This window comes from Dietzia sp. JS16-p6b (genome assembly GCF_003052165.1).
Taxonomy (GTDB): domain Bacteria; phylum Actinomycetota; class Actinomycetes; order Mycobacteriales; family Mycobacteriaceae; genus Dietzia.
Window position 1 is genome coordinate 3,549,901 of record NZ_CP024869.1, and the last position, 16,861, is coordinate 3,566,761.

The following is a 16,861-nucleotide window of genomic DNA, read 5'->3' on the forward strand; positions in this document are numbered from 1 at the left end:
CGCGGTCCGGCGGCGAGATCGAGACGGCGCCTTAGGAGTGCCTTACCTACTCTTCCCGCGAAAGAAGTTCTACTCCTCGATCCGGCGACGCGCAATAAGGCCCGGGACACATCGGTCGCGCGTCCTGCGTGCCACGATGGCGCCGTGGGGCCTGTGGGTGCCCGCCGTCCGGGTGTGCGTCTCGAGCACCTCGAATCCGACCGCGACCAGCTCCCGGCAGAGTTCGGCCACCGGCCATCGGTAGGCGGTCGTGACCGCGTGGTCGAATTGGCCTCCCACTCCTTCGAAGAAGCCCACCGCCACGCTGCCACCGGGCCGGAGCGCCCGCGCGAATTCCGCCAACGACACCCGGATGTGACGCGGATGGTGGTGGATGAGCGAGTACCAGGAGAGCACCCCGCCGAGGGAGCCCGTCGGGACGTCGAGCGCGTCCGACCGACCGACCTCGAAGGGCAGATGCGGGTGGCGGAGGCGAGCCAGGTCGACGAACCGCCGAACCGGGTCGATGCCGCTGACCTCCACCCCGTTCCCGGCCAGGAAGCCCGACCAGTGCCCGGGACCACATCCCACATCGAGCACTGGTCCCGTCAGGGTGGCGGCCCACGAGCCCACCAGCGCCCGGTCGGAGGGATGAGTCGCCTCCATGGACCCGAAGAGGTCCGCGTACTCCAGCGCCCGTGCCGAGTACGCCTCTCGGATCGCCTCGTGCTGTTGGTCAGCCATGTCCTCCACGGGGTCGAGGATGGTCGGCCGGGTCGCCGCCCGCAACGGGGTCGCGCGATGCGATCGAGCAGGCTACTCTTGGTAACCTACGGATGGTAACCACTCTGTTGAGGAGCTGTCATGACCGATGCACGAGCGACCGCGCGCCGTCGGATGTCCAGAGAGGAGCGCCGCGCCCAGCTCCTCGCGGAGGCTCGAGCGCTCATTCGCGAGGCGGGGACCGACACCCTCACCCTCGGACGGGTGGCGCAGCGCGCAGGTGTCACCAAACCGGTGGTCTACGACCACTTCGGCGACAGGAGCGGTCTGCTCGCCGAGCTGTACCGGGAGTTCGAGGCCCGCCAGCACGAGGTACTCGACGCCGCGCTCGAGAGCGCAGGGACCGAGCTCGATGACGTGGCGGAGGTCGTGGCAGCGGCGTACATCGACTGCTGCGTGGCCGAGGGCCGGGAGTTGGCCGACGTCGTCTCCGCACTCGCCGGGTCGCCGACGTTGGACGAGGTCCGCCAGGAGGCCGAGGAGCAGTTCCTCGCCAAGTACCGCCGGGCGCTGACCCCGTTCGCCGGAGAGATAGAGGCCGCGGATCTGGTCGCGATCCTCGGCGCCGGCGATTCCCTCGCCCGGGCCGCGACCACCGGCTCGATCACCACGACCCACGCCCACGAGGTGCTCACCAGAGTCATCGTGTCCGTCACGTCCCGAGACTGAATCGAAAGGCAGCTCATGACCATCACGCACCCGCCCGAACCCCGCACGGCCCTCTGGGTGTACGCCCACCCTCGACCGGGCTCTCTCAACGAGCACCTCTTCCGGACCGGCACCGAGTCGCTGTCCGCGCGGTACACCGTGGAGACCTCGGACCTGTACGAGCAGGGCTTCGACCCCGTGTTGTCCGATCGCGACCTCGGCGAGCCGGAGGGCCGATCGAGATCGATCGTCGAGCTGTCCGCTGACGCCTACGCCGCGGGCCGCCTTCCCGACGACGTCCGGGCCGAGCAGGCCAAGATCGCGGCGGCCGAGCTCGTCGTCTTCCAGTTCCCGCTGTGGTGGTACGGGCCGCCGGCCATCCTGAAGGGATGGTTCGACCGGGTGATGACGACCGGTTTCGCCCACGGCGACCTCGACCCCGAGCTCGGCGTACCCCGTCGCTACGGAGACGGCGGGCTGGCCGGTCGCAAGGCCCTCATCGTGGTGACCGCCGGGGAGGACGAGCGCTCGATAGGGCGTCGTGGCGTGAGCGGCGATATCGAGTCCCTGCTCTTCCCCGTGACCCACGGGGTCCTCTGGTACACCGGGATCGAGGTACTGGACCTGCACGTCGTCTACGACGCCGACGGGCTGTCCGGTGCGGACGTGGAGGCGCAGGCCCATCGGCTGCGCACCCGGCTGGACGGTATCGACACCGAGCCCGTCGCGGCTTTCCGTCGCCTCCGGGACGGGGATTACCGCGGTACCCGCGCCCTACGGGAGGACCTTCTGCCCGGCCGCACCGACCTCGGCATCCACCTCGCGCACAGCGGCGCGAGTAGGCTGAGCCGTGACACGGGGTGCCCGCCACGGGCTGAGATCACACCCGAGCGAACCTGATCGAGTTCATACTCGCGTAGGGATGTCGTCGATGCGTCCACCGGCCGCTCGGACTCGTGAGGTGGTCCCCCTCCACGACCAGCGCCGGGAGAACGATGACCACGCCACACCACGCCCCTCACGATGCGCCACGGCACCCACGGAGGATCCGCTTCAACGCCTTCGCCATCAACGGGGTGGGCCACCAGCTCCCGGGGCTCTGGCGGCATCCCGCGGACCGCTCCCGGGACTATCGCGACCTCACGCACTGGACCCGTCTGGCCCGGCTCCTGGAGGAGGGGCTGTTCGACGGCATCTTCCTCGCGGACGCACTCGGGCCCTACGACGTCTACGGCGGTAGCGCCGATGCGGCCCTGCGGACTGCGGCCAAGATCCCGATGAACGACCCGATGATGCTGGTGAGCGCGATGGCGGCCGTCACGGAGCATCTCGGCTTCGGCATCACCGCGAGCACGTCGGCCGAGCACCCGTACACCTTCGCCCGGCGGATGTCGACGCTCGATCACCTCACCCGGGGCCGGGTGGGGTGGAACGTGGTCACGGGGTATCTCACCAGCGCGGCGCGGAATCTGGGCCAGGACGACCAGCTCTCCCACGATGAGCGCTACGACCGGGCGGACGAGTACCTGGAGGTCCTCTACAAATTGTGGGAGGGATCCTGGGAGGACGACGCGGTGGTGCTCGACGCGGAGCGGGACACCTTCGTCGACCCGGCGAAGGTGCACCCGATCGACCACCACGGGACGTACTTCACGGTTCCGGGGATTCATCTGTCGGAGCCCTCTGCACAGCGGACCCCGGTCATCTATCAGGCCGGCGCCTCCGAGCGGGGAGTCCGCTTCGCCACCGAGAACGCGGAGGCGATCTTCGTCGCGTCCCCGACTCTCGCGCAGACCCGTGAGCAGGTCGGTCGGATCCGCGAGGGACTGGAGGCGGCGGGGCGAGGGCGGGACGCCGCACGCGTCTATGCGCTGCTCACGATCGTCGTCGACCAGACCGACGCGGCGGCCGCCGCGAAGTATCGCGACGTCTTCTCCTACGCCTCCGAGACGGGGAATCTGGTACTCAACTCGGGCTGGTCGGGAATCGACCTCTCCCGGGAGGATCTAGACGCACCGCTGGACCCGGTCGCCACCGATGCCATCCAGACCACGGTGTCGAGCCTCTCGGGCGCCGCGGACCCCGACGGCCGGTGGACGTTGCGCGACAGCGCCCGGTTCAACGCGACGGGCGGCCCCGTGGTGGTGGGGTCGGGGGACACCGTGGCCGACGCCCTGGAGCACTTCATGGCGGAGACGGATGTCGACGGCTTCAACCTGGCCTATGCGCTCAACCCCGGGACCTGGGAGGACGTCGTCGAGTTCCTCATCCCTGTGCTCCAGCACCGCGGACTGTATCCGCGAGCAGCGGAACCCGGCACCCTCCGCGCCCGGATGTTCGGTGACGGCGACCGGCTGCCGGAGTCACACCGTGGGGCGGCTTTTCGTCGAGGGTGAGGTGCGAGAAGCACGCGCCCGGTGAGGACCCGAGCTGGCAGACTGGCCCGCGTGGGCGGCGGGCGAGGTGAGGGTGGATCGATCCGATCCGTCTCAGGGGCAACCCCTGGGTGCACATCACAGCGAGACACTGCGTCCGGCGCCGTGCGGCACGCTCCGCGTGCGCGACGGCACCGCAGAGACGAACGTCGGGTCACCTCGCCCGTCGGCCACCATCTCGACGGCCACCGTGTTGTCGACCACGATCCGCCCAGCCACCGTCTCGAGGGTCGATGACCTCGCCCGTCCTGACCGTGGAGGAGGTCGGTGAGGCCGCGGCCCGGTTCTCCCGCACCTACACCGGATGGACCTGGCCCGAACTCCGGCGCGCACTCGACTCCGTCCTCCCGGAGGCGATCACCCGGGACGCCCTGCCGATCCTGCTCGCATGGTATCCAGACGAACCCCGCCACCCGGCCGCTGCGCTTCGCCAGGTACTGACGGAGTGGACCCGGCCCGCGGGGGCACCCACGACCGTGCCCCTGCCGGAGCCGCCCCCTCGTACCACCATCGTCGACGGGCTGCCGCAGCTCTACTCGGAGGCCGAGGTGGCCCGGTGGCTCGGGTTCACGGCCGGAGAACTCGACTGGTTCGCCGATCCCGGCAACTGGCTGCGCACGGCGCCTCCACGCCTGCGCCACTACCGGGTCTGGACCCGCGAGAAGCGCGACGGGGTCCGGCTGATCGAGGCGCCCAAGCCGCGGCTGCGGGAGGCTCAGCGGCGGATCCTGCGACTGCTGGTGTCGCGCATCCCCGCGCACCCAGCCGCGACGGGGTTCATCCCCGGGTCCTCTACCAGTGCTTTCGCCCGGCCACACTCCGGGTCCGCAACAGTGCTGCGCGTCGATCTGCGTCACTGCTTCGAGAGCATCACCACCCCGCGCATCGCGGAGGTGTTCCGACGAGCCGGGTACCCGTCCTCGATCGCCCGGCTGTTGGCGCACCTGTGCACCACCGCGACCCCCGCCGACCAGCTCGCCGACGTGCCCGCCTCCCACGCCGCCTACCTGCGCGGACGCCACCTCCCCCAGGGAGCGCCGACGTCTCCACATCTGTCGAACCTGGTGATGCGCTCCCTGGACCGGCGCCTTCAGGGTTTCGCCGATGCCAACGATCTGGCCTACACCCGCTACGGAGACGACCTGGCGCTGTCCGGTGACGCGATGGATGCAGACCGCGCCCTCTGGGTGGTGCTCAGAGTGATCGCCTCGGAGGGGTTCACCGTTCACGCGGGCAAGGTGCGCATCATGCGTCGGCATCAGCGGCAGAACCTCGCCGGCCTGGTGGTCAACGACCGCCCCCGCGTGAGCCGAGCCGAGTACGACACCCTGCGCGCCCTCCTGCACAACGCCCGACTACACGGGGCCTCATCCCAGAATCACTCCGGGCACCCGGACTTCCGCGCCCACGTCCTCGGGCTCATCGCCTGGATCGGAGCGACCGATCCGACCCGCCGAGAACGCCTGACGCGGATGGCGGACCGGGTCGACTGGGCGATGTGAACCGTTGCTTCCAGTCGTGCGACCGCTCCCAGACGTGCGACACCCGATATCGCGTGGATCAGGCTGCCGCGGGCACGATCGCCGCTGGGGCTCACCTCGGCACGTGCTGGTTCACTCGGGCGAGCACCGTGGCGACACCCGCCAGGAACTCTCTACTGCGTCGCGCGGCCTGCTGTTCCACGAGCTCATCGGCGAGCACCTTCGGCACGCAGGACGGGTCGACGGCGAGGTACTCGAGCGCCACCGCCGCGGCGACGGCCTGCCCTTCGTAGAAGGCCAGGTCGGGGAGGACCACCTCGAGGGCTCGCGACAGCTCGCCGGCAGCGCGCTCGTCGAACATCGTGGTCACGGACGCCCGATACTGCTCGAAACGGTCCTGTGCCTCGTCGAGGTCCCGCCGCAGCTCAGAGAGGTCAGACATCGGCGCGGGGGTGGGTGCCGACAGTATCCACGTGCGCGCCGGTCGCGTCGTCAACGACCATCTCCGGGTTCACGATGCCACTCTATGCCTCCGGGGGTGACAGTGCTCGGGCGTCGGCTACCTCTCCGATAGCGGAGTAGCGAAGTGCTGGACATAGAGATGAGCCTCCGGGAGCCCCTGGTACGCCGCCGTCCGCACGCAGACGCCCACCCTGGTGAAGTCCGGGTTGACGATGTTCTCCCTGTGACCGGGACTCTGCATCCAGCTGTCGACCGGATCGGGCCCGCCCGGAGTCGAGTAGAACAAGTTCTCTGCAGCCGTAGAGTAGTCGACGCCGGCCTCACGGATGAACACGAACGGATCGCCGCTGCCATCAGGCGCGTGGTGTCCCCAGTAGTCCCTGGCGATCATGTCGTCCGCTTTCGCGCAGGCACTGTCTCGGAGATTCTCGCTGGCGTCCAGGGGCGGGATTCCGTTCTCGCCCCGCTTCACGTTCGTCCGCTCTTCCACCGGCGACGGATCTGCCGGGGGCTCGACCTCGGCCCCACTCCACGAGTCACCCGACGGGAGTTCCAGAGACACCGCGGCGCCCCACTCCGCACAGCCGGCCACCGACATCGAAGCCACCAGAAGCAGTGACGCGGCCGCGCCTCTCGAGACTGCCCGATTCGTCATCCTGATCACCCGGTCCGAATCTACCGACGGTGGCCGATCCACGACGGCCGGGCCGCATGGGTCTGCATCCCACACGCCCCAGGTGATCAGAGGAGCGACCGCAGAGTGAGTGTGGTCAGGGTTAGGAGAACGACGAGCCAGATCGCGGACCCGGTGAGGTCCCGTCGCGATGCGTCGGGGTCGATCCACGGGAGCTGTCGTGCCCGCAGGAACGCCAGACCTCCCACGGCGGCGTAGGCCGTGACGGCGGCGACCCAACCCCAAACGGTCACCACGGTCACCGGCAGCAGAGCCCGGGCCGCGACCAGGGTGAACACCACGGCCAGAGCGGCCAACAGCACCCTGCGCCGGTCCCGACTGCGGGCGACAGCGGCGAGGAGTTCGGCCATCGCGCCGAGGTAGAAGAGGACGACGACGATGAGCACCGCGTTCATCGGCCGCCTCCGGGCTCGTCGTCGTCCTGGCCCGCCCGCCGCAGGAGCTGCTGACCTGCTGGAGCGAGGTCCCGGGTCGTCGCCCCGGAGAGGAAGATCGCGGTCCCCCGCGCCCGGTCCAGTCCGACCCACGTGGCGAACCCGCCGGTCTGCCCGTTGTGCCAGGTGATCTCCCGGCCGTCCCACTCGGTGGTGAACCATCCGGCGCCGATGCGGTTGTCGTCGTCGTAGTCGGTGACCGGCTGCAGCGCCGCCGCTCCGGGCGCGGTTTCCGCCAGGAGAGCGTCGAGCAGTGTCGCCATCGACGCGGCGTCGGCCCGGATGCCACCGGCCGGCGCGTAGCCGGCGTCGTCCCACGCCTGCTGGGCCCGGCCGGAGGACTCACGCCCCTGGACGGCGTCGGGAGCCGCACCGCCCTGGCCCGGGGCGGGGACGTGGAAGTTCTCCAGGCCCAGGGGTTCCGCCAACCGGGCCCGGACCAGTTCCGGGTAGTCGTGGCCGCTGACCTCGGCCAGCGCGTGACCCAGAACGGCGAAGCCCAGGTTCGAGTACTCCGGATCCTTGTCCCCCACGGAGGACGAGCGCACGTCCTCCACCACGTCGTCGGGTGAGTCGCGGTAGGGGTTCCGGGCGAACAGCAGCCAGCGGTAGGAGTCCACCAGCCCCCGCAGCGAGAAGGGCAGCCGGGGCAGTCCCGAACCGTGCCGCGCGAGTTCGCCGACGGTGATGGAAGCGCTCGCGGTCTCGCCCATGTCGACGATCTCGCCCAGCGTGGTGTCGGGAGACAGTTCCCCGCGATCCACGGCGTCGGCGAGCAGCATCCCGGTGACCGGTTTGGTGACCGAGCCGATCTCGAAGGTCCCGTCCAGCGGGGCGCCGACGGTGGCGATGCGCGTGCCCTGCGGGGTCACCTCGGCAACGGAGAGGGCGAACACACCGGGAGAGGGGACCTCCTTAAGCACCGCGGCGGCCAGCCGGGCGTCGCCTTCCGTCGGCGTGTCCCCGTCGATCGATCCCACGCCGGGCCGGAGCAGCGTCGCCAGCACGGCACCCACGACCCCGAAGGCCACCACCACGACCACCGCTGCCCGGCCTGGTGCGATTCTCATCGGTCCACCCCCAGCAGGATCGTCAACAGCGGGACGACGCGGGCCGCGGGCACCTCGTAGCGGCCACTTCCGGCCGCGCGCAGCCACCCGTGGGAGGACAGCTGCCGCAGGTGATGGTAGATCTGCCCGCTGGTGCCGAACTCCCCGGTCGCCACGAGGTCCTGCACCGTGTCGGCATCGGACAGGATCCGCTGGACGATCCGCAGCCGCACGGGATGTGCGAGCGCGGACAGCGACTCCGCCCGGTCGGCGAAGTCCGAGGCGAACAGGTCGTCCGCCTGCTCGGCCATCTGCCACCGGGCCTCATACCCCTTCGGGGTCCGCACGCTGCCGACCATCATCACCGCTCCGGGGTCGGACGTGCGGGACCGCAGGCCCTCGAGTGCCCAGAACGTGTCGTCGTCGGCGGCCCGCTCCGGCGCCGTGGTGCCCGCGCTGTGCCCGGTGCGGGTGTTCTGCCCGGCGCCCGCGCTGTGCCCGGTACGAGCACTGTGCGCCTCGAGCGCGGCCACGCGACGCTCCAACGCCTCAATGCGGTCGATGTCAGCCATGCCGTAGAAATTATAGCTATTACGTACTTGTTGCAATACCGGTGTCGGCGCACAGGCCGCGGGCGGCGAGGGGTGGGCGGCGGGCGGCGGGCGGCGCGTTCTCCCCCACGACCGCGATTGCGCCGCGCCCTGCGGCTTCCCTCAGTGCCGGGCCTGCGGCTTCCCTGAGCTCTGACGGTGGGTGGCCGATCCAGCGCGAGCTAGGTACGCGTCACGAATGGACCCGAGAGGGCGCGCAACCCAGGGACGGGCGAACAGACAGGACGCGCAGGCCGAAGGCGACGCGCAAGCCGGGGCAGGGGCGAGCAGTGGGGGCGCACAACCCCGGGAGGGGCAGCGGGTGCGGGCGGGCGGACTGCCGCCCACGTCGGTGTGGGTCGAGGATTGTGCGGGCCCGCCTGTCCGTGGCGACCCTGCGCCTGATGCGCCGAGCACGCGGGTGCGAACGGCGTCAGCGCGTCCCGGACGGCTGTTCCGAGGGACAGTTCTGACGCACTACCGCTACCGCCCCCTGAGGGCCTGATCCACGGCGTCGACCAGGGCTTCGCGGAGGACGGGCCCGTGCCCGGGCACGATCACATCCGCCTGCAGGCCGCCGAGCGCGCTGAGGCTGCGGGCCATCTCGGCCTCGTCCTCGCTGAAGCAGGACGGCAGGAACTGCGGCCGTGGAGGTCCCGCCAACAGGGGATGGGACGTGACGAGGGAGTCGCCGGTGAACACCACTCCGAGATCGTCGAGCAGGTACGCCGTGTGCCCACTGGTATGCCCGGGGGTCGAGATGGGGACGGGGGCTCCCGGGAGATCCAACGCCTCGCCGAACGGCACCGCGACCGCGGACGGGACCGACATCGTCATGTGGGGAAGAACTGCCTTGAGAGTCTGCGCGACCCAGATCAGGCCGGTTCGACTGGTGCACTGGTGGAGCATCTGCACCGGCGTGATCTGCTCCTGGTAGTCGCGGCGGGCATGGGCGACCTCGGTGGATCCGGTGTAGACGGGAACACGGTGCTCCGCGAGCAGCGAGGGGATGCCGCCCATGTGGTCGAGGTGCGCGTGGGTCAGGATGACGGCCTGGACGTCCTGGGGTACGCGCCCTATGGCCTCCAGCGACGCCAGGAGGAGTCGACCATCATTGGGGTACCCCGCGTCGACCACGGTCACGGCGTCGCCGTCGGTGACCAGCGCCCAGTTCACGTTCGTGCCCGTGACCAGATGGACGGTCCCGGTGACCTGCTCGATCTTCACGCCTGGCTCCCTTCGATGATCGGGTGCCGGATGGTGCCGACACCGCTGAGGTCGAGCTCGAGTACGTCTCCCGGCCTGAGCACCACCCCGGCCTCGATGCCGGAGCAGCCCGGCAGGGTACCGCTACCGAACAACTCCCCCGGATAGAGCTGCTCGCCACGCGAGGCGTGAGCGAGCGCTTCGCCGAGCGAGTAGGCCGGATTCCGGGTCGAGCCGGTGGCCACGACGGTCCCGTTGACACTGACGCTGGCGGCCAGGTCGGTGACGTCCACGGCATCGGCGGCGACGAGGTCCGCCGACATCGAGGACAGGAAGTGTTTGGACTTCTGCGGGCCGAACCCGCTGCGCATCTCCTTGAGCTGGACATTGCGCACCGAGAAGTCGTTCAGCACCACATAACCACCGATCGCGCCGGCCGCTTCCTCCGGCGTCGCATCGCGCAGCGGGGCGTTGAGGACGACGCCCAGCTCGAGTTCGTAGTCGAGGGAGTCGGCGTACGCGGGGGCGGCCACCGGGGTGCCCGAGGGGACAAAGGTGAGCGCGTTGCCCATGTAGTAGATCGGCTGGTCGTACCAGAGGGCGGGTGGCGCGAACTTCGGGAAGGTCCGTCTGGTGACCCGCTCATACAGGGAAGTGAACCGGTGGGCCCGGGGCAGGTAGGTGCGGGCGATCCCCCGGGACGCGGCGATCACGTGCTGTTCGTAGAGCATAAAGTCGCGGAACGACAGGGGCGCGAACGGTGTCAGCACGTCACCCCCGGATTCCTGGGCCCTCTGGGGGGCGGGTGTGCGCTCCGGGATGCCGGGCGGGATACCCAGCGGGTCCGCGCCGCCGTCCTCCCATGGTCTCCAGGCCCCGTCGAGCATGACCTCGGTGGTGGGGAGCCCGCCGACGAGGCGACGACGGACGCGGGTGGGTGCGGCTGTGTGGTTCACGGTGTCCTTCCGGCGCCAGCGAGGAGCAGATCGACCTGTTCGGCGATCGCGGTGGCGGGGTCGCCCCCGAGTAGGAGGTGACGCAGATGGAGAGGCGCGATCAGCATCTGCAGGAAGAGACGGGCGTCGGTGCCGGGGGCGAGCTCTCCCCGGTCGATCCCTCGCTGAATCATCACGCTGCTGGCGGCGAATCGCTGGTCCCAGAACCGTGCACGGAGCTCGGACAGCTCCTCGGACCACTCGATCATCATCATCGCCCGCAGGATGGCCGTCCCCCGACGGGAGGCCAGGAACGCGGCGAGGCCCTCGGCGAAGCCGATGAGATCGGACCGTATCGCACCGGTGTCGGGAACGGGGATCGATTCGTCGCTCTCCGTGAGCAACGCCTCGGCGACCAGGTTCTCCCGGGTCTCCCAGCGCCGGTAGATCGAGGAGGGCGCGACCCCGGCACGTGCGGCGATATCCGGGATGCTCGACTTGACCAGGCCCTCGTCGAGGCAGGACAGGACCGCGTCGAGGACTTTCCGCCGCACGACTGCGGAACGCCCCCCTGGCCTGCTGCCTCTGTCGTCCACAACAGAAGACTAACGCAAATCCCATTGCTTTAAGGAGAATTCTGGAACTAGCATCCGACCGACGACTACTCGACGGAAACGGAGCTCGCGGATGCCGCGGTGGACCAAGGACCTCTTCGTGACCTGGTGCGCACTGACCAAGACGACGGAGCGAGCCACGCGCCGACGGGGGGCCCGGTACTTCCTCCCGGCACTGTTCGTCGACAGGTTCGTCAACATGGGCGGCCTCGACAGGGAACTGTTCATCCGTCAGCTCGAGGACTGCCGGACGTTCCAGGACACTGCCTGGGCGAACTACTGGGGCGAGTGCGCCCGGGTCCACCTCGACGCCGCCGACGTCGAGTTGCGGAGCCTGGGAGCGCCCCCCACAGAACAGATCCTCGGTCCCGGCGGGGAGTCGACGGCCGCGGAACTGGGGGCCGTCCTCGCCCCCGCCGCGACCATCTTCACCGACAGGACCCCGGAGAACGGCCGGACCCTGCTGCCAGACTTCCTCGCCGCGAATCCGGACGCTCGTCGGGAAGCCGTCGCCATCGACGAGTTGGTCAAGGCCATGACCTACCTCTTCGCCGCGGCATGGCCGGGTTGGACACCGCAGCGGCTCCGGGCCTACGCCGAGTCCCAGCGCCTCCTCCACGTCCTGCTCCTCGGCATCGCGCCGCACCTGGGTTTCCACGCCGAGCGCATCACGCTGGACATCGCGGGCGAGAACGCCGTGGCCTACGGGACCTTTCCCGAGGGTGACCACGAGTGCCCCACCGTGCTGGTCACGAACGGCCTCGAGGGGACCATCCAGGAAGCCCTGCTCCCGGCGCTGCGGCATCGCCACCGCGGTATGGCGATGGTCACGATGGAGATGCCCGGCACCTTTCAGTACCGACTACCACTCTCCGCAGCGACCGAGGGCATGTACGAGGCGGTGATCGAGCAACTCGCCGCGCATCCTCGAGTCGACGCCGAGCGCATGGGAATGATGGGAATCAGCTTCGGAGCCCACTGGTCGACCCGTATGGCCGTCCGCAGCCACCGCCTCAAGGCGGTCGTGTCGAACGGAGGGCTCTACCACCGCAGCTTCGGGCTCGCGGCCACCCTGGGCATGCCCGGCATCATGCTGTGGACCCTGCAGCGGACGACCGGCGCCCGGAACCTCGTGGAGCTCGGCCGCACACTCCATGAGCTGTCGATCAAGCGGCTCTACCCGACCGTCACCATCCCGATCCTGGCGATCAACGGTGACGACGACACGCTGATCAGCACGCTAGACACCGTGGACCTGGCGGACGGGGCGCCGCTCGGAGAGTTGCTGCTCTACCCGGGTGACGACCACTGCGCGATGGGCCACTACACCGAATGGCTCGACTTCTCCACGCAGTGGTTTCACGACACACTGGGGGCCGCGTCGATCCCAGGCGGCGGCGGGGCTGCTCCCACCCGCACGGACGGGTTGTGATTACGCATCACGGCCCAGTACAACACGCCTCCGATGAGGGCACCGATCACCCATGCGAAGCCGGACAGCATTCCGAGGGCCGGCACCCAGACCGCACTGATGGCGAATACCGCGGCAAGAGCGACTGCCACCAGGGCTCGAACATTCCAGCCACGGGTGTAGTAATAGGGACCGTCGGAATTCATGCTGAACATGTCCTCGGTCCGAACGTGCTTCCGGCGGACGATGTAGTAGTCGACCACCAGCACGCCGTAGAGCGGCGCGAGCATCGCGCCGAGAGTGTCGACGAAGGTGGGCAATCCGATTTCGTCGATGACTGCGACCCAGAACGCGCCGATGACGAAGCCCACCGCAGCGGTGATGTACCCGCCTGCCTTGAAGCTGATCTTCTGGGGGGCGAGGTTGGCCAAGTCGTAGGCCGGCGGAATGAAGTTCGCCACCAGATTGATACCCACGGTGGCGAGTAGGAACGTCACCGCTGCGATAATGGCCAGCACCACCGATTCGGTCTGTTCCACAATGTCCGCCGGGTTGTCCATGGGCTGACCCTGCCCGTCCTGGAAGACCACGTATGCACCTGCGGTGATGAACAGCGACAGGAAAGTGAAAAACGCCAGCGACAGCGGCAACCCGGTGAAGTTGCCGATCTTCATCTCTTTCTCGGTTCGGGAGAACCGGGAGAAGTCACCGAAGTTGATGATGACCGCGCTGAAGTAGGCGATCATCGTTCCGACCACACCGAAGAAGGCGGCCACGGCGGCCCAGCCGGTCACATCGGAATCGCTGAAAATGGAGCCGACCGCCGGGAGCATGTCCCCACCTGCTCTCACCCAGATGATGATGAGCAGCACCACCATGACCGCGTAGACAGCAGGCCCGGCGAAGTTGAGGAACCGCGCGATCACATCGATTCCTCGGGTGAAGAGCAGTACCTGTAGAAGTGCGACGATGACGTAAGAGATCCACCCGACTGCGTCTAGCCCCATGAAGGTGCCGCCCCCCGGGTTTCCGACGGCGGCGTTGATGGCCAGGGCAACCGCTGTGGAGGCGAAGTACGTCTGCGCCCCGTACCAGAAGATCGCCACTATGCCACGGACCAAGGCCGGGAACTTCGCGCCCAGAACACCCATGGACAGCCGTGCCATCACCGCATAGGGGACCCCGTGTTTCACGCTCGGTGAGCCGGTGAGGTTGACGAGCCAGTTGACAAAGGCACCCGCGAGGATGATCGCGGCAAAAACCCACCAGCCATTGAGTCCGGAGGTGATGAAAAGTGAGGCGGCGAGGGTATATCCGGCCAACGACTGGACGTCATTGGTCCACACGTTGAAGATCTCGAACCATCCCCAGGTCTTCTTCTCTTTGGGCACTGGGGCCAGGTCGGCATTGTGCAGGCCCGGGGCAGGCGCCGCAACGGGGGCTTGGGGCGGTGTGGCCTCAAGGCTCTGCACGGACATGGGTCCTCCATTCATGACAGGACGTGACTCCGGCCAGGTGAAATGCGCTTGATAAGCGCGAAAGAAGTGGGAGCTTCAATCGGGACGATTAGACGAGACGATTGTCACGGCCCGATTGCGGAGGCAATACGTTCGGAAGACGCGCTCCGATCTCGTCTGGTCCCTCATCGCAGCACTTGGTGGCGAAGAGTCGCCCATTCCCGCCGAGTTCTCGGGACCATAGCCCGGCGGCGGTTCGTCCCAGCCGAGGCCGGGCCCGGCGCTGCGCGCGCCGTCCCGTTCACCACACCAGCCCGGTGGTCACGCTCTCGACAACCCCGGCTTGCCCACGCGGCCGCGGAGCTCGGGCTCTACGTCCCTAGGGACTTTCCTCCGCAATCTTATGGTCATACCAGTTGACCACATGGCCAGTGTTCTCTACTGTGCGTGTATGGCACTTCGTCCCGTACAGCGGCAGTCCGTGTCCGACCAGGTCTTCGACCAAGTACTTTCCGAGGTTGTCGACGGCGAGCTCGCGGCCGGTGACGCCCTCCCCAGTGAGAGACGTCTGGCCGAGGTCCTCGGTGTCTCTCGGCCGGCGGTGCGCGAGGCGCTTCAGCGGATCGCTCAGACCGGTGTGGTCGAGGTTCGTCACGGCGGCACGACGACGGTCCGCGATTTCCATCGGCACGCCGGGCTCGACCTGTTGCCGCGGCTCATGGTGCGCGGCCAGAAGCTCGATGTGGCCATCGCCCGCAGTGTGGTCGAAGCGCGCACTCAGATCGCTCCCGGCATTGCGGCGCTGGCCGCGGAGCGCGGCGGCCCGGCGGTCACGGCGCCGCTCGGCGAGGTCCTCGACCGTCTTGCCACGACCACCGACGCGGTGCTGTGGCAGCGCGAGGTGCTGGAGTTCTGGGATGTCGTGGTGGACGCCGGCGACTCGCTCGTCTACCGGCTCATGTTCAACAGCCTCCGTTCCGCCTACGAGCCGGCTGTGCCGGTTCTCGCGGCGTGGCTGGAGGCCGAGGTGGGTCTGCTCGATCCTTACCGCGTCCTTGCCACGGCGATCGCGGCTGGCGACCCCGGCACGGCGCGCGCGGCCGCCGAGCGGGTGCTCGCTCCGACGGCGCGCGCGCTGATGACGGCTCTGGACGTGGCCGGGGAGGAGGCGCGATGACCCGCCCAGAGATCGAGGAGTTCGCCCGTAAGCGCGTCGATGACGATGAGGCGCGCCTCGCGGGCGCTCGGCGTCGCAACTCCCAGAGCATGGGGCAGGTGTTCCGTGAGTTCTGGCGCCACCCCTCGCCGTATATCCTCGCCACCTGTCTCTCCGCGGCGATCCTCGCACGGGGCCTCATCGGCGGCGGCTCCTGGTGGGAGTTGCTGATCCCCGTCGGGCTACTGGCGGCGATGCCGGTCGCGGAATGGCTCATCCATGTCTGCATCCTGCACTGGCGGCCGCGGAAGCTCGCGGGCCTTACCATCGACCCGCTGCTATCGCGCAAGCACCGCGAGCACCATGGCAATCCCCGCACTATCCCTTTGGTGTTCATCCCATGGCAGGTCGAGCTCTATCTCCCTGTGGTGATCGTCGGCATCGCCTGGCTGGTGATGCCGGGGTGGCCGGCGACGCTCACGATGGTCGTCGCTGCCTACGTGCTGCTATCGGGTTACGAATGGGCCCACTACCTGCTGCACAGCGACTATCGGCCAAAGTCACGGTGGTACCGAGCGGTCTGGCGCAACCACCGCCTGCACCATTACAAGAGCGAACACTACTGGTTCACGGTCACCACGGCCGGAACCGCCGACCGGCTCTTCGGAACCAACCCCGACCCGAGCACTGTGCCCACCTCACGAACGGTCCAGCGACTGCACTCCTCTCCTCAAGAACGCGCCGCAACGTAGAGGTCGCCCGTCTTCCCGTGGCCGCTCACGGTCGCCGGCGATGGCTGGATTGCGCGAGGTTGCACCACTGCCGTCCACTCATCGTCGCACTGGCTTCTACGTCAAGAAGTGTCGCGGAGTCTCCAGCGCTCTGTGGGCCAGCATTCGGATCGCGCCTTCCGGATCGGAGCACCTGGCCCCTGTTCCCCTCCTCAGACGGGAGAATCAGCGTCAATCAGGACACCCTGCCACCGGAGGTGACATGTCCCTGCGAACCGTGTGACACACCGGTGAGAAACTGACAGATTGTTTGAAAACCGACACGGTGTCGGTTGCCGACTAGTCTGTCACTTCAACGCGGGCCCACCTGCGAGTTGTCACACGCTTGTCAGTCGCCGATTGTCACGAAGTTGGCAGGATCCTAGCTCCTGACATCTAATGACAACGGGCGCAGGGCGACCGCACGGGAAAGGGGCGTGTGCTGCCCCGCGATCGCCGAGGGCGACGGCTCCTTGCGCGACCTCGACCTGGCCTTACCGGGCGTCGATCAGCGCATCGCCGAGGAAACCGATCGAAATGTGCTCGACACGATCTTCGACGCCGAAGGCGTGGTGTATCGGTGACCGGCTAGAAACGGTCACCCGACTTGACGCCTGCGGTGGGCCCGGGCGCTAATTTCATGACCTATGAAGCAATACAGCCTGAACGCATCTTTGGATGGTTCCACCATCCTGAAGACCGCGACAATCGCTTGCCCGGCATCCTAATTCGGGAACCAACAGACGGCGCGAAACTC

At 68.4% G+C, this 16,861-nt stretch carries 18 protein-coding genes, 1 pseudogene and 1 riboswitch; of the genes and pseudogenes, 8 read left to right on the forward strand and 11 right to left on the reverse strand.

The features are described 5' to 3' along the window. Nucleotides 1-69: 69 nt before the first annotated feature. Nucleotides 70-723, reverse strand: coding sequence for a class I SAM-dependent methyltransferase (locus tag CT688_RS16420; protein WP_107758284.1), 654 nt, complete (start codon nt 721-723; stop codon nt 70-72). A gap of 120 nt (nt 724-843) precedes the next feature. Between CT688_RS16420 and CT688_RS16425 the strand changes: the two genes are divergently transcribed. From CT688_RS16425 to CT688_RS16435, 3 genes and pseudogenes are all read left to right on the forward strand, one after another. Continuing rightward, entirely contained in the window at nt 844-1,431 is a 588-nt protein-coding gene (locus tag CT688_RS16425) for a TetR/AcrR family transcriptional regulator (RefSeq protein ID WP_231750407.1), read from the forward strand. A gap of 15 nt (nt 1,432-1,446) precedes the next feature. Next, nucleotides 1,447-2,094 (forward strand): annotated as a pseudogene (locus CT688_RS16430) (NAD(P)H-dependent oxidoreductase); the annotation flags it as partial. Between the two features lie 162 nt (nt 2,095-2,256). Further along, nucleotides 2,257-2,350: riboswitch (TPP riboswitch) on the forward strand. A gap of 55 nt (nt 2,351-2,405) precedes the next feature. Beyond that, the gene (locus CT688_RS16435) at nt 2,406-3,806 is read left to right on the forward strand and encodes an LLM class flavin-dependent oxidoreductase (protein WP_107757771.1); all 1,401 of its coding nucleotides are present in this window, start codon (nt 2,406-2,408) and stop codon (nt 3,804-3,806) included. Between the two features lie 117 nt (nt 3,807-3,923). Here CT688_RS16435 and CT688_RS17400 read toward each other — a convergent pair whose 3' ends face one another. Continuing rightward, the gene (locus CT688_RS17400) at nt 3,924-4,064 is read right to left on the reverse strand and encodes a hypothetical protein (protein ID WP_156607304.1); all 141 of its coding nucleotides are present in this window, start codon (nt 4,062-4,064) and stop codon (nt 3,924-3,926) included. 14 nt (nt 4,065-4,078) lie between these two features. On the opposite strand from CT688_RS17400, the gene CT688_RS16440 reads away from it, so the two are divergent. Next, on the forward strand, nt 4,079-5,347 hold the full coding sequence (locus tag CT688_RS16440) for a reverse transcriptase family protein (protein ID WP_107757772.1): 1,269 nt from the start codon (nt 4,079-4,081) through the stop codon (nt 5,345-5,347). A gap of 91 nt (nt 5,348-5,438) precedes the next feature. On the opposite strand, the gene CT688_RS16445 is transcribed toward CT688_RS16440, so the two are convergent. The 8 genes from CT688_RS16445 to CT688_RS16480 form a co-directional block, all read right to left on the reverse strand. Beyond that, nucleotides 5,439-5,768, reverse strand: coding sequence for a hypothetical protein (locus CT688_RS16445; protein WP_107757773.1), 330 nt, complete (start codon nt 5,766-5,768; stop codon nt 5,439-5,441). Nucleotides 5,769-5,885: 117 nt separating this feature from the next. Continuing rightward, nucleotides 5,886-6,443 (reverse strand): CAP domain-containing protein, encoded by a 558-nt coding sequence (locus tag CT688_RS16450; protein ID WP_231750610.1) that lies wholly within the window; start codon nt 6,441-6,443, stop codon nt 5,886-5,888. 86 nt (nt 6,444-6,529) lie between these two features. Continuing rightward, entirely contained in the window at nt 6,530-6,877 is a 348-nt protein-coding gene (locus CT688_RS16455; protein ID WP_107757775.1) for a hypothetical protein, read from the reverse strand. Further along, on the reverse strand, nt 6,874-7,986 hold the full coding sequence (locus CT688_RS16460; protein ID WP_197431445.1) for a serine hydrolase: 1,113 nt from the start codon (nt 7,984-7,986) through the stop codon (nt 6,874-6,876). Before CT688_RS16460 ends, CT688_RS16455 begins: the two co-directional genes overlap by 4 nt. After that, the gene (locus CT688_RS16465) at nt 7,983-8,537 is read right to left on the reverse strand and encodes a helix-turn-helix transcriptional regulator (protein WP_107757777.1); all 555 of its coding nucleotides are present in this window, start codon (nt 8,535-8,537) and stop codon (nt 7,983-7,985) included. Before CT688_RS16465 ends, CT688_RS16460 begins: the two co-directional genes overlap by 4 nt. Before the next feature lie 501 nt (nt 8,538-9,038). Beyond that, complete coding sequence (locus tag CT688_RS16470; protein WP_107757778.1) at nt 9,039-9,782, reverse strand: MBL fold metallo-hydrolase; 744 nt, start codon at nt 9,780-9,782, stop codon at nt 9,039-9,041. After that, nucleotides 9,779-10,717, reverse strand: coding sequence for a fumarylacetoacetate hydrolase family protein (locus CT688_RS16475; RefSeq protein ID WP_231750408.1), 939 nt, complete (start codon nt 10,715-10,717; stop codon nt 9,779-9,781). The genes CT688_RS16470 and CT688_RS16475 overlap by 4 nt, the downstream gene beginning before the upstream one ends. Then, a complete protein-coding gene (locus CT688_RS16480; RefSeq protein WP_159078020.1) occupies nt 10,714-11,250 on the reverse strand; it encodes a TetR/AcrR family transcriptional regulator in 537 nt (178 codons plus the stop codon). The genes CT688_RS16475 and CT688_RS16480 overlap by 4 nt, the downstream gene beginning before the upstream one ends. A 133-nt stretch (nt 11,251-11,383) precedes the next feature. Here CT688_RS16480 and CT688_RS16485 point away from each other — a divergent pair, with 133 nt between their 5' ends. Beyond that, entirely contained in the window at nt 11,384-12,742 is a 1,359-nt protein-coding gene (locus tag CT688_RS16485) for an alpha/beta hydrolase (protein ID WP_107757780.1), read from the forward strand. On the opposite strand, the gene CT688_RS16490 is transcribed toward CT688_RS16485, so the two are convergent. Then, nucleotides 12,670-14,199 (reverse strand): NCS1 family nucleobase:cation symporter-1, encoded by a 1,530-nt coding sequence (locus CT688_RS16490; protein WP_197431446.1) that lies wholly within the window; start codon nt 14,197-14,199, stop codon nt 12,670-12,672. The genes CT688_RS16485 and CT688_RS16490 overlap by 73 nt on opposite strands. Before the next feature lie 430 nt (nt 14,200-14,629). On the opposite strand from CT688_RS16490, the gene CT688_RS16495 reads away from it, so the two are divergent. The 3 genes from CT688_RS16495 (at nt 14,630) to CT688_RS17405 (ending at nt 16,688) form a co-directional block, all read left to right on the forward strand. Next, nucleotides 14,630-15,355, forward strand: coding sequence for a FadR/GntR family transcriptional regulator (locus CT688_RS16495; protein ID WP_107757782.1), 726 nt, complete (start codon nt 14,630-14,632; stop codon nt 15,353-15,355). Beyond that, entirely contained in the window at nt 15,352-16,086 is a 735-nt protein-coding gene (locus CT688_RS16500) for a sterol desaturase family protein (RefSeq protein ID WP_107757783.1), read from the forward strand. Before CT688_RS16495 ends, CT688_RS16500 begins: the two co-directional genes overlap by 4 nt. Before the next feature lie 455 nt (nt 16,087-16,541). Beyond that, a complete protein-coding gene (locus CT688_RS17405) occupies nt 16,542-16,688 on the forward strand; it encodes a hypothetical protein (RefSeq protein ID WP_156607306.1) in 147 nt (48 codons plus the stop codon). Nucleotides 16,689-16,861 lie beyond the last annotated feature (173 nt).